A 23,581-nucleotide genomic window follows, 5' to 3' on the forward strand; every position below is an offset into this window, starting at 1 on the left:
CATGAAATACTTAATCGTCTTTTCACTACTATTAAATGTGGCCCATGCAGGTGAATGCAAACTCACGGGTATTACCCAATCCTGCCAGAAATATGAAACGAAGTTTGATCTTCAAAATATCGAGGACTGTACAAGTCTTGCTAAAAAAACTCACAAAAATAAATTCTTTAACTTCATCGAGAAAGATGACCAATTAGTAAGAACTAATGTCACATTCAAAGAAGAGGCCGTTCAGGAAGATGAAATTGAATTTAGTCAGAGTAACTGTTAGATCGTAACAAACTTCACAGGCACTTTAAAATCCATCTTATTCTCGCCTGCTTCCTTAGGAATTGGCTTAAACTTCACCACTTTTTTGACTGCTTCAAGAGCTGAATCATTTAAACGCTCATAGCGAGATGGAGTTTCAATTTTTGCATCAGTAATTCTGCCGTCTTCCAGGAGGGTGAATGCAATCACCACAGTTCCCGTTTGACCCAGACGTTTACTCATGGCCGGATAGGCCTTATTCTGCTCAATGCGCGCTCGAAGTTCAGCTTTATATTTTGAAAGAATATCTGTCTTACCAGTTGCACTTGTACCGAACTCAGACCCATTGGCCACACCGGCCTTAGACAGTCCAGTGCCTCTTGGATCATTACCACCAGTAGGTTCATTCGAGTTGACTGGTGTTTGCTCCACGGGTTTGGCAACAGCAGGAGATGCAGCAACTTTTTTTGGGGCCGGACGAGTGAATTTTGATTCTGACTTAGTCACAGGAAGAGCTGGTCTCATGAAAATATCATGAGCAACTTTCATTCTCATGATGCCGTTTCCAGTTCCACCATTCCCTAGTTTTGCGACTTGCTCACTTGGAATTTGAGTTTTAACCACTGCAAGTCCTGCCAAGAGGATTAATCCGTGGAAAATCGTCATCGTGCTGAAATGAGTCAAAAAGCTTTTTGTCATAGGGGTTTTATATACCAAACACTGGACTTAGTCCACGGCCCGTGACAAATTTACTGGCGTTAACAACCATGCGAAATTCTGGACAAATCATGCTGCAAAGCCTTTCTGAATTAATCGATCCGATTGCCCTGATCTGGAACCATAAATTGATTACGATTGCTGGGGTAAAACTAAGTTTTGGGAACGTGCTCGTTGCCCTGGTCCTTCTTCTTTTTGCTGCTCGTTTATCGAGACTTGTTACAAAAATTATCAACAACCGTCTGATTGAGCCTTTCGTACACGACGCTAGTTCTAAGAACACATACCGTACGTTTTCGTTTTACCTGTCTTTGGCAATCTTCGTGACCATGTCCCTTACGATTGCTGGAATTCCTCTGACCATCTTTACAGTGGTTGGTGGTGCTCTTGCTATCGGGGTCGGTTTTGGATCTCAAAACATCGTTAACAATTTTATCTCGGGTATCATCCTCTTGGTTGAGAAACCAATTAAGGTCGGTGATATTGTGGAGCTCGATAATATCGCTGGTTCAGTTCAGGCGATTCGAATTCGTAGTACTCAAGTGAGAAATGCAGATGGAAAAATCTTTGTTGTTCCGAATAGCTTTTTCCTCGAAAAAAGCGTTTTGAACTGGTCCTACTCAGACACAGTTGTTCGTACTCTGATTAATTTCGGTGTGGCCTACGGGACGGATGTGAAGATGGTGGAAAATCTTTGCATGAATATTCTCCTTAACACCGAAGGAGTTAAGCAAGATCCGCTTCCCATGGTGATCTTTGAAAACTTTGGTGACAGTTCACTTGGTTTTCAGCTTCTTTTCTGGTGTGACACTCGTGAAGTGAATATGGCCCTGGTGAGAAGTGAAATCCGCTTTAAGATTGATGATCAGTTCAAAAAGAACCAGATTGAAATGGCATTCCCTCAGCGTGACATGAACTTAAAACTCAATCGCGCGCTTGAAGTAAAAGTCCTATCGTAATCGATCGTGGAGTTGAAGGGCACCGGCCACAACTCCACAAAGACCCTGCCCTGGAAAAATCGTGTCCCCTACCCGGTAAACTTCTTTTAAATTTGTGACAGGACTTAAGAGCGAAAAAGGATTCTTTCCGTGAAGGAAAGGCACTCCACCCACGAATCCAAATTTTCTTCCGGTAAAGCTCTCGAAGGTTTTAGGTGTTCCGCTCATAAGAAATTTTATTTCATCTACTTTAAAGCGGGATTTAAAATCATCCATGATGATCGCTTCAAGATGCTTTTTTCGAGCGAGATATTCTTCTTCAGATAAGACATACCAACTCTTCGCTATCTCATGGGTCGAGATCACTACTGTCTGGTAACCAACGTGTGCCCGTAAGTTGTCTCCGGGAAGTGAGAATGAAACAAAGTAGTTTTTCACGTCCGGGTGATTCAAATGAATTTGATGATAAGGCGAAGAGATTTCACTTTTCACTCCAAAATAAAGAACAAACGATCCCCAGTGTCCAGGATGAGTTTCCGCTTCACGGGTAAATTCATTTGAGAGTTCGGCGAGGTTCCAGACAGGAAGATTTAAAATTACGCGCTCTTCTTTTGGTAATTCTGTGACTTTGGTTTTCTTTTTCACCGTGATCTTCAAACGTTCAAGCTCTCTTTCAAAATAATCCATGAGCCCTTTCATTCCTCCAACTGGAACATAGGTCTCAGAGGGATAGGCCAGGGCCATGGCACCAACCATAAAAGGAGTTTTATGCGACTCACTTTGGGCAGAAATAATCAGAATGCCATTAATGAGTTCCAGGTACTCTTTTTCAAAAAGCCCGAAGTGCTTCAGCATTAATTCGGTTGAGAGAAAAAGATTCGGAAGAAGTTTTATCGATGCGGGATAATTTAGGATGCTAAAAAACTCATTCAGGTTTTGAGGGGGAAACGTGTGAACGTTCCTTAAAAGTCTCCACCCGTCACGATTTACTTTCTGAACCAAGCTCCAAAAGGGACGGTGATTTAACTCGGGAAAGTTCTTCTCAAGCTCCCTCATCCACTTTTCAAAATCTCGATAATAAGAAAGCGTTTTTCCGCTTGAAAGATGAAAAACAATGCCGGGATCAGCGGGAACCAGATCAGGTTTTGATCCCAAGAGTGAAAAGAGCCGCCCTAGAGGTTCATCTTCACCAATTCCACTAACGGTGGTGGCACCAACATCAAAAACAAATGGGCCTCGTTTGAAATAAGAAGCACATCCTCCAATTGAAGCATGGGCCTCAACCAAGGTTGTTTCTTCTCCTCGAAGTCCCGCGAGAAGAGCAGAAGCAATTCCTCCTCCTCCCGCGCCAACGACTAATGTTTTCATAACACTTACAGTGAGCTTTCAATCGCCTTCGTAAGTTTCGAATCATCCGGTTTTGTCGATGAACCAAAGCGGCCCACTACTTTACCTTCTTTATTCACCAGGAACTTTTCAAAGTTCCAGCTCACTTCCCCTTTATATTGTCCCGAGGTCAGGAATTTATAAAGTTCACGCTTTTCTTTTCCAAGAATGGTCTTTTTCGTAAGCACCGGGAAAGTCACGTTGTAGTTCTTCTGACAAAACTCCAGCATCCCTTTGTCGTCTTCCGGTGTTTGGCCGCCGAAATCATTGGTGGGAACTCCCAGAAGTACAAAGTTCTTGGCCTGGTACTTTTTGTACAGAGATTCAAGGCCTTCCAGTTGTGGGGTGTAACCACATTGTGATGCAATGTTTACAACCAGGACTGTCTTTCCTTTTAAACTCTCCATTTTGAACTCGTCACCCTTGATGGATTTATCCTTGATGGCATAAAAATCCTGAGCGAAGGCCACATTCGTAAGAAACAGCAGAAACGCCAGAAAACGCATAATTCCTCCTCGTTAATTCATGTCTAGTATAACCTCTTTTCTTGCCTAACGCCTTAAGTTCACTTAGAATCCGAGCTCTATGAAACTCCAAGAACTTAAACAAAATCTCGACGACCTTCAGTTGGCCATGACTGGACGCACTTCAAGCGACATCACGGTTGAACTGAATAAATTGGTTGAGGCCGGAGGAAAGAAATTTCGTCCAGGTTTAATGTTTCTTATGGGGACAGTTTTTGGTCTACCGACCAAGAAGCTTACAACTTATGCTCGCTCAGTTGAACTTACTCACTTAGCTAGCCTTATTCACGACGATGTGATCGATGCTTCTGATAAGCGCCGTAATCACCCAACTCTGAATTCAATTAAAAACAATACGACTGCTATTCTTGCTGGTGATTATGTTCTGGCCACTATCATGGGAGAACTTGCTCGTGAGAATAACAACGACCTTCTGATTGATCTAACAGTTTGTATTCAAGACCTCGCCGATGGTGAATGGCTTCAATACGCGCTTAAATCAAAAGAGCGCGTTGAGTTCGCAGACCTTGAACAAATCTGTATCAAGAAGACCGGAAGCCTAATTCGCTACTGTTGTACAACTCCAGCGAAACTTGCAGGACACCATGATGTTCCTACAATGGCGTTTCTTGGCGAACGTATCGGTCTCATTTTCCAGATGGCCGATGATATCGTTGATGGTCTCAACCAATCAGGTCGTCCTGCTTACCAGGACATCATTAACGGTCAATTTAACTACGTAACGTTGAAGCTTAAGGAGCTTTATCCTGAGCTATCGGACGCTTTATACGCTTTCAAAAAGAATCCTACGGGCAATCTTCCTTGGACAGATGCCCAGTATCAAGCGGCGATCCACGGCGTTCACGACGCGATCAATGCTGAGAAAGACAAGATCTTCACGATCTTCTCAAAGCTTTGCCAGGACAAGAATCAAGAAGACTTCATCCCTGTGTTTGAGATGATGATCAACAAGATTCAATCCAACTACGCTCTCGCTTTCGAGAACACCTGACGAATCGTTAAATTCACTCGCTCTTTATTCTGCAGGAACTCTTCCGAGCCTGGAGATAACGTATTGGTGTAAATAGAACCAAGCCCGTGGCGCATGAGCCTTGCCGAGCCACCGAAGATATAAATGGAATTTCCCGGAATGCGGATGTCCAGCATGACTCCCTTCTCGTCTTCATAGAAAAAGCGACAGGTTGATCCGAAGTTAAGTCCAATCACGGGAGAGACCTTGTCCTCTTCGTCTTTGTCCACGTGAAGCCCCATCGAAGAGTCCTTGGTATAAAAATTCACCAGCACACTTTGAGGCACGAAATCGTGCCATGGAAAAAACTGCGAGAGGATTTCCTGGGCGAGATTCTTCATCTCTTCGGGTATGGGAAATGGTCGCTCCTGATTATAAGGAAGCCGATCGAGATAACGATAATCTTCCGGATTCCAATACAGACCCAAGCACATGAACTTCTTCACCGGATACTTGGGGGCTTTATGGAAGCGATTAGGACGGACAAAGGGATGATGAAAACCCCGAAGTGCATCAGAACCTAATGCTTCAATCAGGGCCAACCACTCTGCGGCTTGGGTATCAGAGAAGTAATCTTCTACAATGACGAAGTCCCGCCTAGGCGAATATACTTTCATAAGATGAATTTTAACGGGGAATCCATATGACTGACAAACAGATCCAGGAGTGGCAGGAAAAAGTAAGACAGAGCTATGGTGATGAATCAAAACTCTTCGAATACCTGTTCGAAACCATGGACAATTTTTATTACCGTTATCTGGAAACCACCACCGATAAAAATCTTAAAACCGTTCCTCTCGCTCCACATCTTTGGGGTGCCCGCACTTCTGAAGGCTCTATGGTGGACGCCCTTAAAATTGAAAATCCTGCTGCCAAGAAAGGGATTATCGAACTCGCGAAGTCAGTTCCTAAGGCGCAAGGTCCGCGCGTTCAATATGAACTCCTGGCCGACGTTGAAGAACTTACGGTAGATCACGGCGAGATCATTTTCGTATCAAGTATTAATTGGGGATTTCCTGACTTCGAAGATAAGTCTAAGCAGCTAAAGAAAACGGTGACTTTTAAGTATCAGGATCTCGCTCAGTTCCGAAAGGAACTTGCCCTGAAACTGGAAGAGGCCTGTTCTATTTTTCTTTAAGCGTTTTTACGAACGTTTTTGAGATAGATCTTGCGGGCCAGCCAAACCACAAACAGCACGACGCAAATTATCAGCACGTACATTTTGAATTCGGCCAGTTTGTTTAAAATGACTTCACCGTACGTGGCCACGACCCATACCTGAGTCGGAACTGAGACTGCTGCCACGAGTGAATCAATTAACAGAAATTTCCAAACCGGAATCCCTAGAAGACCACAGCTTAAGTGACCAGGGAAACGCAGACCTGGAGTGAAACGGAAGACACCACAAGCAAGACCGCCGTACTTCTGGAAGAAGACATTGATCTTATTGAAGCCTTCACCGGCCACTGACTTTTGAAAGAACTTGGTTTTGATGATCCGTCCACCGAAGAACTTACCTATGAAGTAGACTAAGGAGTCGCTCCCCATCACGGCAAAAAAACTGACCAAGCACAGAGTAACAACATTCACACTCTCTGCTCCCGGATAAGGAGGCGGAAACTTCTCCGGATGATGTGACATATAGCCAACAAGGCCAGCACTGATCAAAACTAATTCCTCAGGAACTGGAAAGCCAATGGAACTGGCCAGCATGAAACAGACGATAAATCCGTACACGAAACCAGGCTGATAAGCGTACTGTGAAAAGAACGCTTGAAGATTTTCGGGGCTTAAGAAATCTAACATGGACAAAATTTTAAAGGCTCTCCCTGACTAAGGAAAGCGAAATTCCCTTTAAGAGTCTGATAAAAGTTCTCGTGGTTTGGCCCTCACAGCGCGCCATGATGAAACCAAAATAGTTACTAAACAAAGAACTGTTAAAAGGCCCGCTGGATAAAGCAGTCTGCTCCAATCGACACTCGGAGATAATTTGAAAACCTCACGGCCGATTAATTGAGCAATGAGCCATCCTAAGAACAATCCTAAAGTCAGGGCCGATAAAAAGAGCGCACCGAATTCATATAAGAGATTGAGTCGCAGGCGTGTGGCCGAGAAACCTAAACTCTTCATAAGGGCAAGATCATAGTAACGGCGGTAGACCTGATCGTGGGAAAGACCATACAGAATGACAAGTCCGACTATAAGTGAAAGCCACGAGATGACTTCGATTGCCTGACGAGATTTTTCAAAGAGCCCTGAAAGCTTCCCTACTAACTCACCTACATCAATGAAAGAGACGTTCGGAAATTTTTCCACCGATAATCGCTGAAGCTCAAGCTTCTTTTCTTTTGGACCTGATGGCAGGATCGCCAGAAAGGTTTTTGGAGCGGCATCAATCATGCCTGGTTCAATCGTCACGAAAAAGTTTGGATAGAAGCTCGTCCATTTCACTTCGCGAATGTTGTAGACCGTGCCTTCAAACTCTACCCCTTGAATATCGAAAGTGAGTTTATCTCCGATATCAAGATCCATTCTTTGGGCCCAGCGTTTTTCAATCGAGATATAAGGCAAGCGATCATCTGGCGCGCCACCAGGAGGGAAAGGTTTCCCGTCGATGATGCGTTCTGATTCGGTCAGATAGTCACGGTATGTGAGGTTTAGGTTGTTACTTCTAAATCTCGCGTCTTCGTCTTCTTCTTTTGAACGGAAATCATAGGCCCGTTTTTTCTTCACGTACTTTTTATCATTCACTTTCTCTAAGCGAGCGCGAATCATCGGTGTGATATAGGCCAGAGGTGATCCATTTGCTTTTGCCATATCAATCAGAGGATCCATTTGATCTTCTTGTACATCAAAAATAAAAAGCGATGGCTTCTTATTATCGAGAGCAAATTCTTTCAGGATCATCTTATCCAACTGAAGGATAAGGGAAATTAGAGTCGCGCCCATGGCAAGGGACAAGAAACTTAGCGTGAGTTTGTGGCCGGAGCGAGTCAGAGATCTGAGAGCAATTCCGTTTTCAATGGTAGGAATCAGAAGACCTTTGTTACCAATGATCTTTTTAATGATCCATTGTCCGAAGCGCACTACCAGTGTTGAAAGCAAGAACACGATCATTAGAGAACCAAAGAAAAGATTCCCGGTTCTAAATGAATGACTGAGATAACAAGAGAACAACCACAAAAGTAAAATGAATGGGAGAAAATCCCAGAAGCGGAAGCGTCCCATAGAAAGCTTCGAGGCCTTAAGTTGCAGTCCCATCGGTGTGCGCATCAGACCAAATAAAAGCGGCACTAAAATGAAAAGCGACAGACCATACAAGAACGGCATGTCAGTCAAAGCACCCATGACATTCACATCAGGAGTTAATTCAATTCCTAAATTATTAGAAAGAAGTGGCGCCAGTGCCTCATAGACCGGAACCATGAGAAAGAGCTCCACGATCATTACTATGACAAAGATCGCCGAGAATTGGCCAATGATGCCCGTGATGATTTGTCCCTTAGTGAGACCATGAAGATTCAATAAACACAGATCTTTCAAACGCGCGAGTAAGTGCGACTGATAGAGATAGAACACACCCACTAGTGACAGAATCAAACCAATCAGGGCGGAAAGTGCCATGAAGTTTGTCAGAGTATTAATCACGCGACCGGTTTGCTCTGAGCTATCTTCCGGAAGTGTGATCTTAACTGCCGAGTCTTTTATATTGGCATAGATCGCTTTTTTAATTTCCTGAAGTTTAGGTTCTGAAAATTTATTTAAGTGATAGTGATAAGCAAAACTTCCCGTGGCACCCGGTTTAATAAGACCAGTGGCCGCGAGTTTATCGAGAGGGAAATAGATTCTAGGCGCGAGTGAAAAACCGCGAAGTCCCAGGGAAGAATCCTCTTCCACTACTCCTGTAACTTTTAGAGTCACGTCACCAATTTGAAGTTCATCATCCGCCTGAACCTGCCAAAGGTCGGCAAGGTCTTTTGAGATATAGAGATTCTCAGGATGGTATTCACCACTTCTGAGAGTGAGCTTGCCGTAGAAGGGAAAACCATTTTGAACAGCTCTGATTTCTACCAGGCGGCTCGCCTTTGCCCGAAGGTGGGTAATCATGGAGTAGACGTCCACGATTTTATATTCACGATGCGGAATATCCGCAAATATCTTTTTAAGACTCTCCTGCTCTTCCGGAAATAAGTCCCGTCGTGCAGAGACAGCGATATCCGAAGTCAGAAGTTCATTGGCATTGTTTTTCAGTTTCTCTTGAACCTGACTAGAAACAATACTGATCCCCATAAGACCCATGGTCCCAAGAAGCAGAGTAAATGCGAGTAAGAGGAAGAAGAAAGGAAACTTCTTCACTTCCTTCAAAAAGAAGAAGCGAAAAATCACGCGAGGCTCCCGTGCTCCAGATGCACAACACGTGAACACTTACGAGCAAGATCCTGATCGTGAGTCACTAGCACTAAAGTGGTGTTGGTTTCTTTCACCATCTTGAATAATAGTTCCATTACTTTATCACCGGTCTCTTCATCTAAGTTACCACTTGGTTCATCGGCGAAAAGAATCGTCGGACGAATCGCCAAAGCGCGAGCAATCGCTACACGCTGTGATTCACCACCACTTAGCTGAGATGGTAAATGGTGAGCGCGGTGAAGAAGTCCTACACTCTCCAGAAGCTTCTCTGCTGTCTCTTTAGCATCAGGGCGTTTCAATAACTCTAATGGTAGAAGAACGTTTTCCAGAGCGGTTAGAGTTGAAACAAGATGGAACTGCTGAAACACAATTCCCATATGCTCAGCACGAAAGTGCGTGAGCTCTTTCTCTTTCATGTGAGAGATTTTTTTATCTCCTACTGCGATTTCTCCCGAGTCCGGTTGATCCAGTCCCGCTAGTAGCGAAAGGAGTGTTGATTTGCCTGAACCCGATTTCCCAATGAGGGCAAGAGTCTCGCCTTTAGCGATCTCCAGATTTATCCCTTTTAGAACTTCAACTTTTGTACTGCCTTCGCCATAACTCTTACGAAGGTTAGAGACCTTCATCATAGCTCAGGCTCCAATTCTTTCATCACTGTATTGGCTATGACTTCATAACCCTTAGCATTTGGATGAATGCCGTCTGGAAGATTGAGTTTTGGATTTCCGCCCACTCCTTCAAGAAGAAAGGGAATCAAACGAACTTTATATTTCTCCGCGATCTTCGGGAAAATTTTCTCGAAGTCCGTGCGATAAGGCTCACCCATATTGGTTGGCATTTTCATACCAGCGAGCACCACTTTAATGCCTCTAGCTTGGGCCTTTTCAATCACGGCCGAGAGATTCTTCTCTGTCTCAGTCACTTTCATGCCACGAAGACCATCATTTGCTCCAAGGGCAAGCACCATCACATCGATCTTGGTTTTCTTATACCACTCCATGCGCTTAGGACCTGATGCTGAAGTCGCACCGGCAACTCCACCATTAATCACTTTCAGATCTTTGTGGGTCTTAGAGAGTTTTCTTTCAATTACAGATGGGAATGATTCTTCTTTTGAGAGTTGATAACCTTCAGTTAGTGAATCGCCGAGAAACAAAATCGTGCTGGCCCTGACTTCAGCAGTCAGTAGAACTAAAAGAGCGAAAAATGTTTTCATTGCTAGTCCTTAAAAAATTTTTGGTAACGCTTGGGACGAATCGCGAACACACTCCAAAGAATTGGCCTGATCAACGGTGCCATCCAGGAAGGCGAACATTCGTAGTGAATATCATCCACTATTTCTGATTCAGTTGCGCTTATTTTATCAACCCGGTGATGGTGTTTCCAGTTAGACAAAGGCCAAGGAAGTGTTTTTCCTTCGTCAATAAATGACCAACCCTTTGCGTTGGTCTCTTCGAAGGTCATCAAACTTATCCACTGCTGTGCAAAAAGTAGTCCTATATGGACCTCATCCCCTTTTTTGCATCCATCAAAACGTTTAATCGTAAATGGTAAGAGCGGAGGACTTAGATAAATGAAGAGGTCTCGATTGAATTGATCCCGGATTCTTTCAAAAGGAAGATGAATTCGGGTCTTAAATAGGAGGTTCATTTCTTCTTTAACTCATCTACTTCTTGGCGAAGAGTTTGAATCTGCGCTTTCATCGCCGCGATCTCGCCGTGAAGTTTGTTAATTTCTTTCACTGTACTATCAACGCGTTCACGCTGGTTATTACCGTCGAGAGAATCATTCTTATAATATTTTTGATCTTCTGGCTTGAGGTAACCATAATCGGTGGCAAGAGCAGAAGTTGAGGTGAGCATAAGACATAAAACGTACTTCATAGACATCTCCTGAATACGTTTATTGTAAGGCAGTTTCTAATTTTTGTCTTTAAAGAGGCGCTCTGTTAAAAACCCGACTCCAAAAATCAGGACGATAAAGTAATGAAGAATCGCGACAATGGGAAATAGCCACGTACTCTTGGCACGGGAAGCAAGGGCCAGACTCACGAAAGTCACGATCGCGAGATAGAGACGGGAGAGAGTTATGAAAGTCTCTAGATCGATAACAAACATCACATGAAGGAACACAAACACAGTAGGAAGCCAGAAGACTCCCGCACTTGATGTGAGTTTTTCACGAATAATTTTTGAACGATAGTAGCCAGCGTAGAATGTGCTTCGGAAAATTTCTGACATTCTTTGCGCGCGAAAGAGATAAACTTTAAGACGTGGTTGATAGTACATCCCCACGCCTTTCTTCTTAAGTTCTTGTAGAAAAAGAACCTCATCTCCCCTCTTATAATTCTCAGGAAAACGAGTATTACCGATCACTGAACGTCGAATCCAAATGTGAGTCTGAGAAAGTTTTTCTTCATCAGCTGCTTGAAGCTTGCGACCAGAGGCCTGGTGACGAACAAAAGTCGTACCGGCACAAAATGGCGAAGAGAGAGCAATGCCTTGAGCGCGAGAAAGTGCGCTCATGCCAGAGGCCATAACATCAATTCCACCCAGGACTTCAATTTTTGTTTCAGAGAGAAGTGGTCTTACGATGTCCCAGTATCCTCTCATGAGAGTAGCATCTTCACTTAGGAAGCACACCCACTCGCCTTGCGCTTCATCAAGAGCGATATTTTTCGCTTTACCATGATTTAAATGTTCGGGCGTTTCCAGAATCAAAACCGATGACGTTAGTGATTCGGCCTTAGCGCGAACAGCATCTGCGAGAGGTTTTCCGTGAATGTGGAGAATGAGTTGCCAATCCATCTCGGGCACCTGAAGTGCGTCGAGACATTTCAATAGTCGTTCGTCAGAACCCTGAGATATGATGATAAGACTTAAACTTGGCATAACTCATTATAGCGATGGATAAAAAGAAAGTCAGTATTTTAGGTCTAGGTTGGTATGGAAGTCCTTTAAGGGATGAACTCCTTCGTCATGGTTTTGACGTTATTGGTTCCACAAGGACTAAGGAGAAGCTTACTGCGGACTCTAGGCTCCTTTCTTATCCTGAACTTCCCTCAGTAGACTTAATGGATGCCGATATCGTGGTCCTGAACATCCCGCCTTTTCCCGAAGAGCTTGAATGGTTTAAGAAGTGGTCGTGGAAAAAACCGTGGTTGATTTTTATCAGTTCGACTTCGGAGGCGCCTACTTTGCTCGCGCAGGAAGAATGGGTGCGTGATAACTTTTCTGATTGGACCATACTTCGTTTCGGAGGATTACTTGGTGGCAATCGCCATCCGGGAAAGCATCTCTCTGGAAAAAAGAATCTCGCCGCTCCTAAACGTGTCGTGAATCTCTTGCATCTTGAAGACGCCGTCGGTGTGACGTTGGCAGTGATTCAAAATGAGGTTAAAAGTAAAACTCTTGGAGTTGTTTGCGATGAGCATCGCACGCGAGAGGAATTTTATTCAGAATACTGTCGGGAAAATAATTTGCCGCTGCCGGAGTTTGATCAATCTGACCTCTCCACTGGAAAGATCGTTCCCAATGAAGAAGTCAAAAAGTTTTATAAGTTTAGAAATTCTTGAAGATATCAACCACTTCTTTCTCTGGAAGAAGTGAGCCATCAATGCCCTTCTCTTTTAAGAAATCCGGGTTGTACATTTTAGAAATCGCTCTCTCACCACCATCACATAGGAAAGTAGCAATACGCTGACCAGGGCCGTACTTAAGAGCTGTGTGGAAAGCACCAGCAAGGTTAAGCATTGAAGACATACCCATCACGAGACCTTCTTTCTCACGAACGTACATCGCTAGAGAAGCAAGTTTCTGATCTTCAATTGTGTAACAAGAATCTTGTTTAATGTGGTTGAAGTTATCAACCATACGAGTGATCCCTACACCTTCAGTCATTGTGTAACGACCGTCAGAATCGAAGTTACCACGGCCAAAGAAATTCACGATTCCTGATCCCATTGGATCTGGCATCACGATTTTGATGTTGTGGTTTTTCTCTTTCATGAATTTAGAAACACCGGCCGCCGTACCACCTGAACCAGCAGCAACAACAACGGCATCCAATTTTCCATCCATCTGCTCATACATCTCTGGAGCTGTTGAGTGATAGTGAGAAAGGTAGTTATCCGGGTTATCGAATTGGTTTGCCCACCAGTAGTCTGGAGAGCTTTGACCGATTTTTTTACCAACTTTAAAGAAGTGGCGCTCGTCTGAGTAAGGAACCGCTTCTGTTTCAACGATTTCCGCACCGTAAAGTTTAAGAACTTTATGTTTCTCAATCGCCATGCCTTTAGGCATTACAACGATTACTTTGTGGCCCAATGCTTGACCAACAAGAGCAAGACCGATACCTGTGTTTCCGGCCGTACCTTCAACGATGGTCATGCCTGGCTTAAGGTTGCCTTTCAAGATGGCCTCAACCACCATATTCAGGGCCGGACGATCCTTGATCGTGCCACCCGGGTTTAAATTTTCGCACTTCATGAAGATTTCACAACCAGTGAGAGCACTTAAACTTTGCACTTTCATCATCGGGGTGTTCCCAATTACTTGTAAAAGGCCTGTAGATTTAAGTTTGGTACGAAGATCCATTGATATATCCCTGCGTGTTAAGGTAATTTATTGTGACCTCTTTATACTGCAAAAGGTTCTCTATGTCTTCAAAACTTGCTCAATTTCTGCACCGCGACCGCCTACAAACGGCCACTATTGTGATGAATGTTCAAGAAGTTCGCCAATCGGTGGACCAATTGGTTTGTCTTTTATTCCCACAGAGAGGTTGTTTAGGTCGTCAGAGTCTCGAGAGCACAGAAAAATCCGTTGAGGAACTGAAGGCCCGTTTTAAGAGCTACTTTGAAGCAGTGGCAGGACTTGGAATCAAAAAAAGCGCTGAGGAAATTGCTGAGGCCTTTTTCGAAAAGATCCCGGGCCTCGCTGAGATTCTGGATTCAGACGCCCACGCCGCCCTTATGGGTGACCCCGCTGCCTATAGCCGCGAAGAAGTGATTATCACCTATCCGGGCTTTTACGCTGTTTGTATTCATCGCCTTGCTCATGCCATTCATGAACTTGGTGTGCCCCTTATTCCGCGTTTAATGAGCGAATACGCCCATGAAAAAACCGGTATTGATATTCACCCAGGCGCCAAAATTGCTGGGAGCTTCTTTATCGATCACGGCACTGGTGTGGTAATCGGCGAAACGACTACCATCGGTAAGAACGTGAAGATCTATCAAGGGGTGACTCTTGGTGCCCTTTCAGTGAAGAAGAAACTTCAATCTCTAAAACGTCACCCAACAATTGAAGACGATGTGGTTATTTACGCCAGCGCCACAATTCTTGGTGGCGAAACAGTCATCGGCAAAGGCTCAATCATTGGCGGTAACACTTGGCTTGTTTCAAGTGTCGCCCCAGGTAGCATCATTTCTTTAGGTAACCAATAATGGAAATCGATAACAAAAAAATCTCAAAGTGGATCGCCGATAAAAAAGAGTTTCACCTTTTAGACGTTCGTCGCGATGACGAGCGCGAAATTTGCAACCTTGGCGGCTTTCACATTCCGTTGCACGAACTTGAAACACGTTTCAACGAACTTCCCCACGATAAACTCCCTATGATAGTTTATTGCCACCACGGGGTGAGAAGCCTTTACGCGACTCAGTTTCTCAAGTTTCACGGCTACGACGCCCTTTCTTTAAGGGGCGGCATTGATGCCTGGTCTATTGAGATTGACCCGAACGTCCCTCGCTATTAAACTAGGATTCAGGAGATTTTTATGATCAATAAAACTATGGGCACTATTCTTGTTGGCACAGCTATCGTTCTTGCTGCCGCATTTGTTATCGCAGTTCCTTTCAATCTATTTATGTAATTCGTAAGGCCCTTTCCGGGCCTTATTGTAAGTCCTTCAGCGCCTGGCTATTGTCTTTTTTCAATTCCACATGACTCACAACTTTTGATACTCCCGGTACATTGTTCGCGATGTTTTCTATCTCTCTCAGTTCCGGCATGTCTTCCACGATTCCTTCCAGATGAACCACACTGCCCTTCACCATTACAATAAGACTGCCGATATCCACCTGCGGACTTCTTCTTAAAGCTTCAATCACAGCATCTTCTGTGAGAGTCACTCCGACTTGAGCCCCTTGATTGGAAAGATCAGAACGCCCGTGCAAATTCTGTCCGGTACTCTGAAATCCTTTCTCGGCTTCTTCCATGGTATCCGCAAATTCTTTCTGCGTTTCGTACTCTTCGGAGTTGAGCCAGGTTTTACCCCCACGCTCTTTTCCACTGACTCCAGGTTCCTTATTGGGTTCCATAAATCCTCCTAAGCGGCTTTTTTATTTTCGGCTCTGGTGTGAGCGGCCTTCACAGCTGAACGATGTCTCGCGGCCGCACCTCGTTTGGCCTGAGCACGTTTTGCTTGCAGAGAAAGAAGTTTATGACTGACAGTGTTTTTAGATTCTTTTTTCTGTCGTTCTTCACCGGCCTTTGAACGAGTGCGAGAAGTTTTATGTTCCGCAATTCTTCCAGCATGAGATGATTTTTTTCCTTCTTTATCTGGAATATTCACTCCTGCTTTTCGAGCTTTTGATAATCCGATCGCAATCGCTTGCTTCGTATTTCTGGCGCCGGTTTTTCCCTCTCGAATCCGATCAATTTCATCTTTTACGAATTCGCCCGCTTGTGTCGAAGCAGACTTTCCTTCTCTCTTATCTTTTTGTGCACGCTTAATAGTTTTTCTTTCAGGCATAAGACACTCCTATGTTAATCCCATGCTAAACCTCCTTTTAAGTGAAGAAGACTTTATTTTATATAAAGAGAAGTGAAGCTTTTTACTTTCGCCAGCGGAAGTGATTTTTTTAACCGCTTGACATGTCCGTACATTTTACGTAAATTGTTTTACATGAGACTAAAACATCTTGCAAATAAAATTTTACTGAGTGATACAAAAAAGTTGGCCGGGGCCGAAAGAGAAGTAACAGTTAAGTTGCTTCATCACTTAAAAGAGATTGATAAAAGGAAGCTCTATTGTGATTTGAAGTATTCCTCTTTGTTTGCATATTGCGTGCATGAGCTAGGCTATTCAGAAGGCGCGGCCCAGAGGCGAATTGTGGCCGCTCGTGCAATTGCTGAAATGCCAGAAATTGAAAAGAAAATCGAAGATGGAAGTTTGAATCTCACAAATATTTCGCTAGTGAATCAATTTATAGAAGACCCAAAACAAAAGCGTGAGGTTTTTAAAGAGATCGAAAATCTAACCAAAACCGAGTGTGAGAAGAAGTTGTTTGAAATAACGGGTAAAGAAGAAAAGCCAAAAGATAAAAAGAAGCGCATTTCAAAAGATAAGGTTCAAGTCGCCATTGTTTTATCTGATGAAACGATGACACTAGTTGATCAGTTGAAAAATCTTTTAGGAAAAGACCTCGAGATGGATCAGTTGGTTCAATTCATGGCGAAGAAGGCCATTGAAGCCGTCGAAAAAACGAAGTTTAAACAAACTAAACCTCGCCAAACACTTTCGCCAGCGAAAGTGGGAAGAGCGATTCCAGCTTCCGTGAAGCGCGATGTATACGCCCGAGATAAGAAATGCACCAATTGCGGAACAACTCATAATCTCAATTATGATCATATCCTCCCCTATGCCATGGGAGGACCAAGTAGTCGGGAAAATTTAAGGCTGTTGTGTTTTCAGTGTAATCAGAGAGGAAGGATGAAGGCGGGACTCAGGGCCCCGCCTCCGAGATAATTAGAAAATATCGTCGATTTTGTTAAGGAGCTTCTCAGCTTTTCTTTTCTCAAGAATGTTTTCAGGAGTGATTTCTACTGGACCATTTGGTGCAGCGATCACTTCCATAAGTTGTTTCTTGAATTCTTTTTTGTCGTCCTCTTCTACACAGTAGAGTTCGGCATAAAGAACTTTTGTACCAAGATACTCTGGAGACATCTCCATGGCCTTTTTGAAGTTTTGTTTACTTTTTTTCATGTCGCCACCGGCGATACGAGGTGCAACAGCATAGAAACCGCCCCAGTAACGAGGAACGGCGCCATAGTAGAAATTAGGGCGAAGGGATTCAACTTTCTTGATCATTGTGATGATTTGGTCTTTGTACTTAAGTGAAGACATCACGCCGTTAAGTTTTGACCATTTTCCACGAGAAGCGGCCGTCCAAAAAGTGATGGGCACTTCGCGGTCAGAAAGTTTTTCAATGGCACCTTTGATGTCATCTTTAGCGCGTTTTTTGAATTCAGGGTTTGTTGCCATCCCTCTTTCGCCGTATTCGATGGCCTTCTCAAAATTTTTCATTTTGAGATCTTTGTTATCAAGGTGAAGCTCAGCGAGTGTGAAGTAACCGCGAGCAAGATATGTAAGGAGTTCAATGTTTTCTGGATCAGCGGCAAGTGCTTGTTCAAATTTTGAAAGTGATTCTTCAAGGCTTTCTTGAACATCACGCTTCTGCCACAAACGAAGGGCCTCGGCCTTCATGAGATTGCCTTCAGCAGAAGTCAGATCTTTTTTAGGGGCTTCGGCTAGAGCGAAGTTACAAAGGAAAAAGGTAGCGAGTAACATTTTAAGCATAGTTATCCTTTTGAAAAACTTATGCTTAAAGTCTACATATTTCCGAAGCGCGCGGAAAGACCTAGTGTGTATTGAACATCGTACTCATTTTCGGCATTGCGGATCATAGTAGCACCCGCATTGAGACCCAGTAATGAACTGAAGGCCAGTTGAAGACCGGCACCGGCGTATGGATCAACTCTCAGAGGGTTATCATGGGTCTCAGAAACTCCAGCAGTTGTGACCTTCGTTTCTCCCTGTGAAGCACGTCCACCTGCGCGGAAATAAACTCCGATAAACTTCCCCATAGGAAGTGTGGAGCGAAAACCTAAACTCAGTCGTTGAATGGAATCTTCGACCTTCTGATCGTCTGCCGGATAGTCTTTGCGAGACATGGCCTGAGTGTATTCAGCTTCGCCCGAGAAGGCCGTGATCCCATAAAGTACTCTTGCTCCATAAGTGGCACGAGTCACATAGCGAGCGGGCTCTGGATATCTGACTAAAGTTGTCTCTACTCCGTAGAGCGGCTCAAACGTCAACCGAGATTCGGCAGCATGGGCCTCATAGAGAAATAATGCGAGAACGAGAATCAGGAATTGTTTGATTGAAGTCATAGATGATATTCTAAGCCCGGGATGAAAAATATGAAAGTCATGGTCTTAAATGCCCAGGATCTATTTCTCTTTATGGACAAGCACGATCATTCTGCGAGTCCAGTCACCGAGCTGACGGAAATTAAATGGCAGCTCATGAGTTCTAGCCTGTTCTCGAATAAGTCCAAAGAAAAATGCTTAATGCTCGCTAACGCCATCAAGGATGCGGAAGCAGATATTGTGATGGTCACGGAAGTTGGTGGCCCGGAGTCGCTTAGTAATTTTGCGAAGTATGTTCTGAACGACGAGTATCTCGCTTTAAGTCTCCCTTCTAATTCTGATCGCGGAATTGATTTGGGTTATTTGATTAAGAAGAGTCTCGCTTACAAAGTCGACATTCATACTCACATTGATTATCCCCTACCACTTCCGGCGAAACGTTTTTCACGAGATGTTCTTCGACTCGATTTAAAGGCGAACGATAAAGTTCAGATGATTCTTCTTCTTGTTCATATCAAATCCAAACTCGATATGAGTAAAACGGATTTTGAAGGACGCTCTCGTCGCGTGCTGGAAGTAAAAGGTCTTTTAGAGATTTATAAAAATCTTGAACATCTTCATCCTGACATTCCAATTCTGATTGGCGGTGACTTCAATGGTCACGCGGGGGAAGAAAATACAGAGGAAGAGTTTAAGGCGATCTACGAAATGACCACCTTAAAGGACATTGCGTTCCTGGCCAATATTCCTCCTGAAGAGCGCTTTAGTTATGTATATTTTAATCGTGGTGGAAATCGTTTCGAACAACAGATTGATTACCTGTTTATTTCCGACAAGTTTAAGCATCTAATTGAAACTACCGAGTGTTATTTCCCTCGTTATAAGCACTTAAGTGGTGCCCCGCTTCCGATTCCTAAACGCATGGAACATAAGAATACACTACCTTCGGACCATTATCCTTTTCTCGCGACCTTAAGATTGAACCCATAGCGAAAAACGAAAATCTGGCCTTTTTAAGGTCTTATGCTATTTTACCGAAAAGATTAATAAGGCACTTAACCAACTTAACAAGAGGTACCATGGCCCACGATAAAAAAGAGCCCAAAGAAAACATTCGTATTGATATCACTGATGGCTTCGCTGTAGAGCGCGCCCTTAAAAAATTCAAGCGACTTTGTGATGCTTATGGAATCGTGAAAGAATACCGCGCTCGCGAGTATTACATGAAGCCTTCAGTTAAGCGTGTAGAGAAAATGGAAGCGGCTGAAAAACGTCGTAAGAAAACAAATTCAAAATCGGGCCGCGGCTCAAGAAAGATCTAATAAAAGAAGCTCCGAAAGGAGCTTTTTTTTTGCCTAAAACAAAAAGGCCCCCGAAGAATCCATCCCTCGGAGGCCAAAACAGTGGTCCTTCCTTAGACCTTATATTCCTAATTATCTCATTCTTAGAATTGCTTTCTTCTGGTGAAGTTTATAGATCATGTTATCAAGTGCAGACTTCTGAGAAGCTGAACCTGATTGAGAACGATAATCAAGTCTTAATGAGCTACGAGCTTGCTCAGCTTGGATAGCAAAAGTTGAAGCTTGAGAAGGCATTAGTTGTCCAAGGTTTACGATTTTCGAAACATCAGCAACTACTGCGATACCACTCTTACCAGCACCTGCACCAGTGAAGATACCTGCTGTACCTACTACGTTTCCTGAATTAACAACTGGAAAGAAGTTAAGACCAGGAAGTGATGCTCCGATTGAATCGAAGGCCGAGATTGGAACCGCAACACCAATGGCAGTCACAGTCTCTGAAAGAGTTAGATAAACTTTTGCACCATTACCAATGTTAATGGCGATAGTTGGGTTATTAGCAATCATTGGAATCATATTTCCGTTAGGAAGAGTCGCTTGAGTCATATTTACGTCAGCAACTTCAGTTAGATTCACAGAAACTTTAAGTTGGTTCTGACCTGAGAAACCAGAGATCAATTCCAATTGACCGATCTGAGTTTGTCCACGTGGATGAAGAATAGGAAGAGAAACAGAAGCGAAGCTCATTGCACCGAGATTCAGGTCAGCAGCAAACGACATCCAGACATCATTGTCTCGAGTTGTTGTTTCTACTTTTACACCGGAAAGAACATTGGAAGGAGCATTACCGCAGGAAACGACGAAGATCGACAGCACCACTAGCGTGATAAAACGTACTACTGAATTTTTCATGAGATCTACCCAAACGAGACTTAGTCTCTTAGATGATATCAGCCCGGCTCTTCAACAAACGTCCAACTTGAAATATACGTGCAACCGCAGGATTAATATCGGAATAATTCGCTGCGTAATACTAGCCGGACTCTGAATTTTTTACAAGCAAAAAGTTGAGTGGACAGATCAGGCGGGCCTAAGGCATGCTCCTAACTATATGAAAGCAATCAATTTTTACTTCGATTTTTTGTCTCCGTTTAGCTACTTTGCCTGGCATAACATGCAGACCCTGGCAAAAGAATTGAACCTAGAAGTGCACTACAAACCAGTGGCCTTGGGCCCTCTTTTGAATCACTGGCAGATCAAAGGCCCAGGTGAGATCACTCCTAAGCGCGAGTTTCTTTTAAAGCAGTGCCTTCGATATGCTGCGAAGTTGGGTCTTCCCTTCACCACTCCTAAAACTCATCCTTTTAATTCACTCTATGCTCTACGCTTAAGCCTAAGGGGCGTGGCGGGACAGGATCAAGCACGAGTGATAGAAGCTCTATGGAAGGCAGGCTGGCAAACTCGTATTGATATGGGTGAGCCGGATGAACTTTTAAATGCTCTTCGTGAAGCTGGTCTTCCAGCGGACGAGCTCTACGAGAAGAGTTTTACCAAGGAAGCCAAGGTCGAACTTAAAGCGAACATTAATGAGGCCATTAGCTTCGGAGCCTTCGGGGTTCCAAGCTTCGTTGTAGGCGATGAACTCTTCTGGGGTAATGACGCTCTTGAGGACATACGTGATTACGTTCAGGGACAAGACCCACTTGATCGCGAAAAATTCGCAAGCCTTCTGGCAGAAACACCAAGAGCGGCGGCGCAAGCACTATGAAAAAACTGATTCTTCTAACACTGATGACTTTTTCGGCCCACGCGGTTGAATTGAAGTTCATAGGCCCATGTGATGAAGATTTCATCATGAAAACAGAAGTGACGGAAGATTTCCCGAACGTGGGCGAACTCACGATCGCTACCCTTGCTAAATTCAACATTCCATTTAAAGGATCGAGCGAGGGTCTCGCTTCCGCCTTTGAAACACCCACAGGTGCGGCCGCGATCGAGAAAATTTCAGAAGTTGAGTACCGCGCTTACGGCTGGTGCTTCTCAGTCGACGGAGAAGCTCCCGATTTATACCCTCATCAAGTGCAGGTTACCCCTCTCTCCAAAGAAATAACTTGGACTTTTGGTTTTGCCCGCTACTATAAAGGGGAATGGATCACTCAATGTACGCCGGCCTTTACAGTCAAACCGGCCTTCCTATGCGAGGACAAACCGTAGTGATCCGGTAAGGATAATATGGCCCGTGCCCAGACCAACAAAATTGACCTACTCACTGATCACCTCATCAAAATTATTTCAGAAACAAACGGTATTACTCTCACAGACACGCTGGAACTGGCGGTGATGGGTGATTCCAAGGATGACAATGCTCTGGTGAAGAAGTCTCTCCAAGAGTTTCGTCGCCTGATTAACGATTTCAAAACCGATGAAGTGGAAATCAAAACCCTGCTTAACCACCCTGTGGCCTCTGCTCTCTTTAACTTCTTTAAGCGTTTTCCGAAACCTTATATCGAAGAGCATATTCACCTGACAGGTTCATTAAGTGCAGAGTTTATTCATCCACACCTGATGAAACTTCTTAAAGGCCCTAATAAGCAGGTCTACTTCGACATTATTAACAAAGTATATGGCGAAGGCACGGCCGAAAAGATTGAAACAATTGAGGACGTGGATAATCTGGTTCGTCTCAAAGAAGATGAATATTTTGATCGCTACTTAAAAATTCTTCTCTTACCAAAACTTATTCTGACCACCAAAGAGATGCATGCCGAAGCCGCTTACCACATGGCCTCAGAGCTGTATCATAAGTTCAATGTGGGGATGATTCGACTGAAGTTCACCCTCTCTCGTGCCACTTCCGCCTCAGATGAGCAGATCCCGGGACTCGAGAATCTAACCGAAGAAGATGTGGTGCTCGGTCTGTATGACGGCTATATGCGCTTTAAAAAAGAAGTGCCAGGTTTTGATTTCGTGCTTTCTCCATGCTTTCGTAAAGAAGCAAACTTCTTCGATGCCGCCCACTACAGTACCAAGAAAGAGCACTTCCTTCATCAGGTAGACGCCATTCTAGATATTATTGAAAAGTATCCATTCCTTTGCCCGTATCTGTGCGAAGTGGACACTGTGGGAAGTGAGAAAGATCTTTACCGCAAAGGACACTTTGCGGAAATGCAGCAAGGTTTTAGAAAACTCCATTTTAAAGGCTTCTCATTGCGTTCCCACCACGGTGAAACCTGGCATACACTTAAGAAAGGTGTGCAGGCAGTGGATAATGCCCTTAACATCTGGCACATCGATACGCTGGAGCACGGTCTTTCTCTTGGGATTAATCCTAACTACTACTTCCACTCTCTCTACCGACGTCTCGTGATTGATAATGAGCGTGGTGGAAAAATTAAAGAAAACTCATCTGACTGGAAAGAACTCATGGACATGGACTGGCGTGAACACACCAATGTCCGCGAAAAACTATTTAACGGTGAACCTTTAAATAGCAATGAGAAACGAGAATTCGTGAAAGTAAAATTTCACACGGCCCGCGAAGTCGAGCACTATCAGCACGACGTTCTCAACCGCATGATCAATAAAGGCGTGAGTCTTGTGGCCCTGCCATCATCGAATAATAAACTTACGACGAGTTTTGAGGACTATAAAGATCACCCGTTCTCGTGGTGGGAAAAGAAAGGCCTTAAACTTGGTGTGGGTACCGATAACTATGTGACCCTGAATACGAATTACATTCAGGAACTCCTGATTCTTCTTTTCACAGATCCGGATAACCTGAAGATTACCAAGCTTTTAATGGTGGCAACTGGTGAAACCAAGCGACCTTACCTGTCTCAGCTACTGTGGAAAATGCGCGGCTAAAAAACTC

The 23,581-nt window shown here is 44.0% G+C and carries 30 protein-coding genes; 13 read left to right on the plus strand and 17 right to left on the minus strand.

Annotation, left to right across the window (positions count from 1 at the left end; translation table 11 throughout):
* Nucleotide 1 precedes the first annotated feature (1 nt).
* Nucleotides 2–271, plus strand: a complete 270-nt coding sequence (locus tag SOO65_RS14695; protein ID WP_321391637.1) for a hypothetical protein — start codon at nucleotides 2–4, stop codon at nucleotides 269–271.
* On the opposite strand, the gene SOO65_RS14700 is transcribed toward SOO65_RS14695, so the two are convergent.
* Nucleotides 268–948, minus strand: a complete 681-nt coding sequence (locus SOO65_RS14700) for an energy transducer TonB family protein (RefSeq protein WP_321391640.1) — start codon at nucleotides 946–948, stop codon at nucleotides 268–270. The genes SOO65_RS14695 and SOO65_RS14700 overlap by 4 nt on opposite strands.
* Nucleotides 949–1,037: 89 nt before the next feature.
* Here SOO65_RS14700 and SOO65_RS14705 point away from each other — a divergent pair, with 89 nt between their 5' ends.
* Nucleotides 1,038–1,925, plus strand: coding sequence for a mechanosensitive ion channel family protein (locus SOO65_RS14705; protein WP_321391643.1), 888 nt, complete (start codon nucleotides 1,038–1,040; stop codon nucleotides 1,923–1,925).
* Here the strand turns inward: SOO65_RS14705 and SOO65_RS14710 are convergent.
* Nucleotides 1,917–3,272, minus strand: coding sequence for a phytoene desaturase family protein (locus SOO65_RS14710; protein WP_321391646.1), 1,356 nt, complete (start codon nucleotides 3,270–3,272; stop codon nucleotides 1,917–1,919). The two genes, SOO65_RS14705 and SOO65_RS14710, sit on opposite strands and share 9 nt — an antisense overlap.
* Nucleotides 3,273–3,277: 5 nt before the next feature.
* Entirely contained in the window at nucleotides 3,278–3,796 is a 519-nt protein-coding gene (locus SOO65_RS14715) for a glutathione peroxidase (RefSeq protein ID WP_321391658.1), read from the minus strand.
* A 79-nt stretch (nucleotides 3,797–3,875) separates the two neighbouring features.
* Here SOO65_RS14715 and SOO65_RS14720 point away from each other — a divergent pair, with 79 nt between their 5' ends.
* The gene (locus SOO65_RS14720) at nucleotides 3,876–4,826 is read left to right on the plus strand and encodes a polyprenyl synthetase family protein (protein ID WP_321391661.1); all 951 of its coding nucleotides are present in this window, start codon (nucleotides 3,876–3,878) and stop codon (nucleotides 4,824–4,826) included.
* On the opposite strand, the gene SOO65_RS14725 is transcribed toward SOO65_RS14720, so the two are convergent.
* Nucleotides 4,799–5,461 (minus strand): alpha-ketoglutarate-dependent dioxygenase AlkB, encoded by a 663-nt coding sequence (locus tag SOO65_RS14725; protein WP_321391664.1) that lies wholly within the window; start codon nucleotides 5,459–5,461, stop codon nucleotides 4,799–4,801. The two genes, SOO65_RS14720 and SOO65_RS14725, sit on opposite strands and share 28 nt — an antisense overlap.
* A 26-nt stretch (nucleotides 5,462–5,487) precedes the next feature.
* Here SOO65_RS14725 and SOO65_RS14730 point away from each other — a divergent pair, with 26 nt between their 5' ends.
* Nucleotides 5,488–5,982 (plus strand): hypothetical protein, encoded by a 495-nt coding sequence (locus tag SOO65_RS14730; RefSeq protein ID WP_321391667.1) that lies wholly within the window; start codon nucleotides 5,488–5,490, stop codon nucleotides 5,980–5,982.
* Here the strand turns inward: SOO65_RS14730 and SOO65_RS14735 are convergent.
* Genes SOO65_RS14735 through SOO65_RS14765 form a run of 7 tightly spaced genes read right to left on the minus strand, consistent with a single transcriptional unit; the run spans nucleotide 5,979 to nucleotide 12,145 of the window.
* Entirely contained in the window at nucleotides 5,979–6,650 is a 672-nt protein-coding gene (locus SOO65_RS14735) for a DedA family protein (protein WP_321391671.1), read from the minus strand. The genes SOO65_RS14730 and SOO65_RS14735 overlap by 4 nt on opposite strands.
* Nucleotides 6,651–6,698: 48 nt before the next feature.
* Complete coding sequence (locus SOO65_RS14740; RefSeq protein ID WP_321391674.1) at nucleotides 6,699–9,230, minus strand: ABC transporter permease; 2,532 nt, start codon at nucleotides 9,228–9,230, stop codon at nucleotides 6,699–6,701.
* Nucleotides 9,227–9,883, minus strand: a complete 657-nt coding sequence (locus SOO65_RS14745) for an ABC transporter ATP-binding protein (RefSeq protein ID WP_321391677.1) — start codon at nucleotides 9,881–9,883, stop codon at nucleotides 9,227–9,229. Before SOO65_RS14745 ends, SOO65_RS14740 begins: the two co-directional genes overlap by 4 nt.
* Nucleotides 9,880–10,470 carry an arylesterase gene (locus SOO65_RS14750; protein WP_321391680.1) on the minus strand — a complete coding sequence of 197 codons (591 nt, stop codon included), beginning with the start codon at nucleotides 10,468–10,470 and terminating at the stop codon, nucleotides 9,880–9,882. Before SOO65_RS14750 ends, SOO65_RS14745 begins: the two co-directional genes overlap by 4 nt.
* 2 nt (nucleotides 10,471–10,472) lie before the next feature.
* Complete coding sequence (locus SOO65_RS14755; protein ID WP_321391683.1) at nucleotides 10,473–10,904, minus strand: hypothetical protein; 432 nt, start codon at nucleotides 10,902–10,904, stop codon at nucleotides 10,473–10,475.
* Nucleotides 10,901–11,137 carry a hypothetical protein gene (locus SOO65_RS14760; RefSeq protein ID WP_321391686.1) on the minus strand — a complete coding sequence of 79 codons (237 nt, stop codon included), beginning with the start codon at nucleotides 11,135–11,137 and terminating at the stop codon, nucleotides 10,901–10,903. Before SOO65_RS14760 ends, SOO65_RS14755 begins: the two co-directional genes overlap by 4 nt.
* A gap of 36 nt (nucleotides 11,138–11,173) precedes the next feature.
* On the minus strand, nucleotides 11,174–12,145 hold the full coding sequence (locus SOO65_RS14765; RefSeq protein WP_321391695.1) for a glycosyltransferase family 2 protein: 972 nt from the start codon (nucleotides 12,143–12,145) through the stop codon (nucleotides 11,174–11,176).
* A gap of 14 nt (nucleotides 12,146–12,159) precedes the next feature.
* Between SOO65_RS14765 and SOO65_RS14770 the strand changes: the two genes are divergently transcribed.
* Entirely contained in the window at nucleotides 12,160–12,828 is a 669-nt protein-coding gene (locus tag SOO65_RS14770) for a Rossmann-fold NAD(P)-binding domain-containing protein (protein ID WP_321391698.1), read from the plus strand.
* Here the strand turns inward: SOO65_RS14770 and SOO65_RS14775 are convergent.
* Nucleotides 12,815–13,849, minus strand: coding sequence for a cysteine synthase A (locus SOO65_RS14775; RefSeq protein ID WP_321391701.1), 1,035 nt, complete (start codon nucleotides 13,847–13,849; stop codon nucleotides 12,815–12,817). The two genes, SOO65_RS14770 and SOO65_RS14775, sit on opposite strands and share 14 nt — an antisense overlap.
* A gap of 62 nt (nucleotides 13,850–13,911) precedes the next feature.
* Between SOO65_RS14775 and SOO65_RS14780 the strand changes: the two genes are divergently transcribed.
* Together SOO65_RS14780 and SOO65_RS14785 are read left to right on the plus strand one after the other, a co-directional pair.
* On the plus strand, nucleotides 13,912–14,700 hold the full coding sequence (locus tag SOO65_RS14780; RefSeq protein ID WP_321391704.1) for a serine O-acetyltransferase: 789 nt from the start codon (nucleotides 13,912–13,914) through the stop codon (nucleotides 14,698–14,700).
* On the plus strand, nucleotides 14,700–15,011 hold the full coding sequence (locus SOO65_RS14785; RefSeq protein WP_321391707.1) for a rhodanese-like domain-containing protein: 312 nt from the start codon (nucleotides 14,700–14,702) through the stop codon (nucleotides 15,009–15,011). The genes SOO65_RS14780 and SOO65_RS14785 overlap by 1 nt, the downstream gene beginning before the upstream one ends.
* A gap of 139 nt (nucleotides 15,012–15,150) precedes the next feature.
* On the opposite strand, the gene SOO65_RS14790 is transcribed toward SOO65_RS14785, so the two are convergent.
* Nucleotides 15,151–15,576 (minus strand): BON domain-containing protein, encoded by a 426-nt coding sequence (locus SOO65_RS14790; protein WP_321391710.1) that lies wholly within the window; start codon nucleotides 15,574–15,576, stop codon nucleotides 15,151–15,153.
* Nucleotides 15,577–15,584: 8 nt separating this feature from the next.
* The gene (locus tag SOO65_RS14795; RefSeq protein ID WP_321391713.1) at nucleotides 15,585–16,010 is read right to left on the minus strand and encodes a DUF6496 domain-containing protein; all 426 of its coding nucleotides are present in this window, start codon (nucleotides 16,008–16,010) and stop codon (nucleotides 15,585–15,587) included.
* A 153-nt stretch (nucleotides 16,011–16,163) separates the two neighbouring features.
* Between SOO65_RS14795 and SOO65_RS14800 the strand changes: the two genes are divergently transcribed.
* On the plus strand, nucleotides 16,164–17,006 hold the full coding sequence (locus tag SOO65_RS14800; RefSeq protein WP_321391716.1) for an HNH endonuclease: 843 nt from the start codon (nucleotides 16,164–16,166) through the stop codon (nucleotides 17,004–17,006).
* Here the strand turns inward: SOO65_RS14800 and SOO65_RS14805 are convergent, their stop codons facing one another.
* Together SOO65_RS14805 and SOO65_RS14810 are read right to left on the minus strand one after the other, a co-directional pair.
* Nucleotides 17,007–17,837: a TRAP transporter TatT component family protein gene (locus SOO65_RS14805; RefSeq protein ID WP_321391718.1), complete on the minus strand. Its 831-nt coding sequence runs from the start codon at nucleotides 17,835–17,837 to the stop codon at nucleotides 17,007–17,009. It lies immediately after the preceding gene.
* Nucleotides 17,838–17,869: 32 nt separating this feature from the next.
* Nucleotides 17,870–18,430 (minus strand): hypothetical protein, encoded by a 561-nt coding sequence (locus SOO65_RS14810; RefSeq protein ID WP_321391721.1) that lies wholly within the window; start codon nucleotides 18,428–18,430, stop codon nucleotides 17,870–17,872.
* 30 nt (nucleotides 18,431–18,460) lie between these two features.
* Between SOO65_RS14810 and SOO65_RS14815 the strand changes: the two genes are divergently transcribed.
* Both SOO65_RS14815 and rpsU read left to right on the plus strand, forming a co-directional pair.
* A complete protein-coding gene (locus SOO65_RS14815; RefSeq protein ID WP_321391724.1) occupies nucleotides 18,461–19,399 on the plus strand; it encodes an endonuclease/exonuclease/phosphatase family protein in 939 nt (312 codons plus the stop codon).
* A gap of 89 nt (nucleotides 19,400–19,488) precedes the next feature.
* Entirely contained in the window at nucleotides 19,489–19,731 is a 243-nt protein-coding gene (gene rpsU / locus SOO65_RS14820) for a 30S ribosomal protein S21 (protein WP_321391727.1), read from the plus strand.
* Nucleotides 19,732–19,842: 111 nt separating this feature from the next.
* On the opposite strand, the gene SOO65_RS14825 is transcribed toward rpsU, so the two are convergent.
* On the minus strand, nucleotides 19,843–20,622 hold the full coding sequence (locus tag SOO65_RS14825; protein ID WP_321391730.1) for a hypothetical protein: 780 nt from the start codon (nucleotides 20,620–20,622) through the stop codon (nucleotides 19,843–19,845).
* A gap of 199 nt (nucleotides 20,623–20,821) precedes the next feature.
* On the opposite strand from SOO65_RS14825, the gene SOO65_RS14830 reads away from it, so the two are divergent.
* The 3 genes from SOO65_RS14830 to SOO65_RS14840 are packed head-to-tail and all read left to right on the plus strand — an operon-like array spanning nucleotide 20,822 to nucleotide 23,574.
* The gene (locus SOO65_RS14830) at nucleotides 20,822–21,478 is read left to right on the plus strand and encodes a 2-hydroxychromene-2-carboxylate isomerase (protein WP_321391738.1); all 657 of its coding nucleotides are present in this window, start codon (nucleotides 20,822–20,824) and stop codon (nucleotides 21,476–21,478) included.
* Nucleotides 21,475–21,924, plus strand: a complete 450-nt coding sequence (locus SOO65_RS14835; protein WP_321391741.1) for a hypothetical protein — start codon at nucleotides 21,475–21,477, stop codon at nucleotides 21,922–21,924. Before SOO65_RS14830 ends, SOO65_RS14835 begins: the two co-directional genes overlap by 4 nt.
* Nucleotides 21,925–21,942: 18 nt before the next feature.
* Nucleotides 21,943–23,574, plus strand: a complete 1,632-nt coding sequence (locus SOO65_RS14840; RefSeq protein WP_321391743.1) for a hypothetical protein — start codon at nucleotides 21,943–21,945, stop codon at nucleotides 23,572–23,574.
* The last annotated feature ends 7 nt before the right edge of the window (nucleotides 23,575–23,581 follow it).

Source organism: Peredibacter starrii (assembly GCF_034259205.1).
GTDB lineage: Bacteria > Bdellovibrionota > Bacteriovoracia > Bacteriovoracales > Bacteriovoracaceae > Peredibacter > Peredibacter starrii.

Coding starts and splice junctions, on each gene's coding strand:
- SOO65_RS14695 (WP_321391637.1), top strand. CDS start 2: ATGAAATACTTAATCGTCTTTTCACTACTATTAAATGTGGCCCATGCA.
- SOO65_RS14700 (WP_321391640.1), bottom strand. CDS start 948: ATGACAAAAAGCTTTTTGACTCATTTCAGCACGATGACGATTTTCCAC.
- SOO65_RS14705 (WP_321391643.1), top strand. CDS start 1,038: ATGCTGCAAAGCCTTTCTGAATTAATCGATCCGATTGCCCTGATCTGG.
- SOO65_RS14710 (WP_321391646.1), bottom strand. CDS start 3,272: ATGAAAACATTAGTCGTTGGCGCGGGAGGAGGAGGAATTGCTTCTGCT.
- SOO65_RS14715 (WP_321391658.1), bottom strand. CDS start 3,796: ATGCGTTTTCTGGCGTTTCTGCTGTTTCTTACGAATGTGGCCTTCGCT.
- SOO65_RS14720 (WP_321391661.1), top strand. CDS start 3,876: ATGAAACTCCAAGAACTTAAACAAAATCTCGACGACCTTCAGTTGGCC.
- SOO65_RS14725 (WP_321391664.1), bottom strand. CDS start 5,461: ATGAAAGTATATTCGCCTAGGCGGGACTTCGTCATTGTAGAAGATTAC.
- SOO65_RS14730 (WP_321391667.1), top strand. CDS start 5,488: ATGACTGACAAACAGATCCAGGAGTGGCAGGAAAAAGTAAGACAGAGC.
- SOO65_RS14735 (WP_321391671.1), bottom strand. CDS start 6,650: ATGTTAGATTTCTTAAGCCCCGAAAATCTTCAAGCGTTCTTTTCACAG.
- SOO65_RS14745 (WP_321391677.1), bottom strand. CDS start 9,883: ATGATGAAGGTCTCTAACCTTCGTAAGAGTTATGGCGAAGGCAGTACA.
- SOO65_RS14750 (WP_321391680.1), bottom strand. CDS start 10,470: ATGAAAACATTTTTCGCTCTTTTAGTTCTACTGACTGCTGAAGTCAGG.
- SOO65_RS14755 (WP_321391683.1), bottom strand. CDS start 10,904: ATGAACCTCCTATTTAAGACCCGAATTCATCTTCCTTTTGAAAGAATC.
- SOO65_RS14760 (WP_321391686.1), bottom strand. CDS start 11,137: ATGAAGTACGTTTTATGTCTTATGCTCACCTCAACTTCTGCTCTTGCC.
- SOO65_RS14765 (WP_321391695.1), bottom strand. CDS start 12,145: ATGCCAAGTTTAAGTCTTATCATCATATCTCAGGGTTCTGACGAACGA.
- SOO65_RS14770 (WP_321391698.1), top strand. CDS start 12,160: ATGGATAAAAAGAAAGTCAGTATTTTAGGTCTAGGTTGGTATGGAAGT.
- SOO65_RS14775 (WP_321391701.1), bottom strand. CDS start 13,849: ATGGATCTTCGTACCAAACTTAAATCTACAGGCCTTTTACAAGTAATT.
- SOO65_RS14780 (WP_321391704.1), top strand. CDS start 13,912: ATGTCTTCAAAACTTGCTCAATTTCTGCACCGCGACCGCCTACAAACG.
- SOO65_RS14785 (WP_321391707.1), top strand. CDS start 14,700: ATGGAAATCGATAACAAAAAAATCTCAAAGTGGATCGCCGATAAAAAA.
- SOO65_RS14790 (WP_321391710.1), bottom strand. CDS start 15,576: ATGGAACCCAATAAGGAACCTGGAGTCAGTGGAAAAGAGCGTGGGGGT.
- SOO65_RS14795 (WP_321391713.1), bottom strand. CDS start 16,010: ATGCCTGAAAGAAAAACTATTAAGCGTGCACAAAAAGATAAGAGAGAA.
- SOO65_RS14800 (WP_321391716.1), top strand. CDS start 16,164: ATGAGACTAAAACATCTTGCAAATAAAATTTTACTGAGTGATACAAAA.
- SOO65_RS14805 (WP_321391718.1), bottom strand. CDS start 17,837: ATGCTTAAAATGTTACTCGCTACCTTTTTCCTTTGTAACTTCGCTCTA.
- SOO65_RS14810 (WP_321391721.1), bottom strand. CDS start 18,430: ATGACTTCAATCAAACAATTCCTGATTCTCGTTCTCGCATTATTTCTC.
- SOO65_RS14815 (WP_321391724.1), top strand. CDS start 18,461: ATGAAAGTCATGGTCTTAAATGCCCAGGATCTATTTCTCTTTATGGAC.
- rpsU (WP_321391727.1), top strand. CDS start 19,489: ATGGCCCACGATAAAAAAGAGCCCAAAGAAAACATTCGTATTGATATC.
- SOO65_RS14825 (WP_321391730.1), bottom strand. CDS start 20,622: ATGAAAAATTCAGTAGTACGTTTTATCACGCTAGTGGTGCTGTCGATC.
- SOO65_RS14830 (WP_321391738.1), top strand. CDS start 20,822: ATGAAAGCAATCAATTTTTACTTCGATTTTTTGTCTCCGTTTAGCTAC.
- SOO65_RS14835 (WP_321391741.1), top strand. CDS start 21,475: ATGAAAAAACTGATTCTTCTAACACTGATGACTTTTTCGGCCCACGCG.
- SOO65_RS14840 (WP_321391743.1), top strand. CDS start 21,943: ATGGCCCGTGCCCAGACCAACAAAATTGACCTACTCACTGATCACCTC.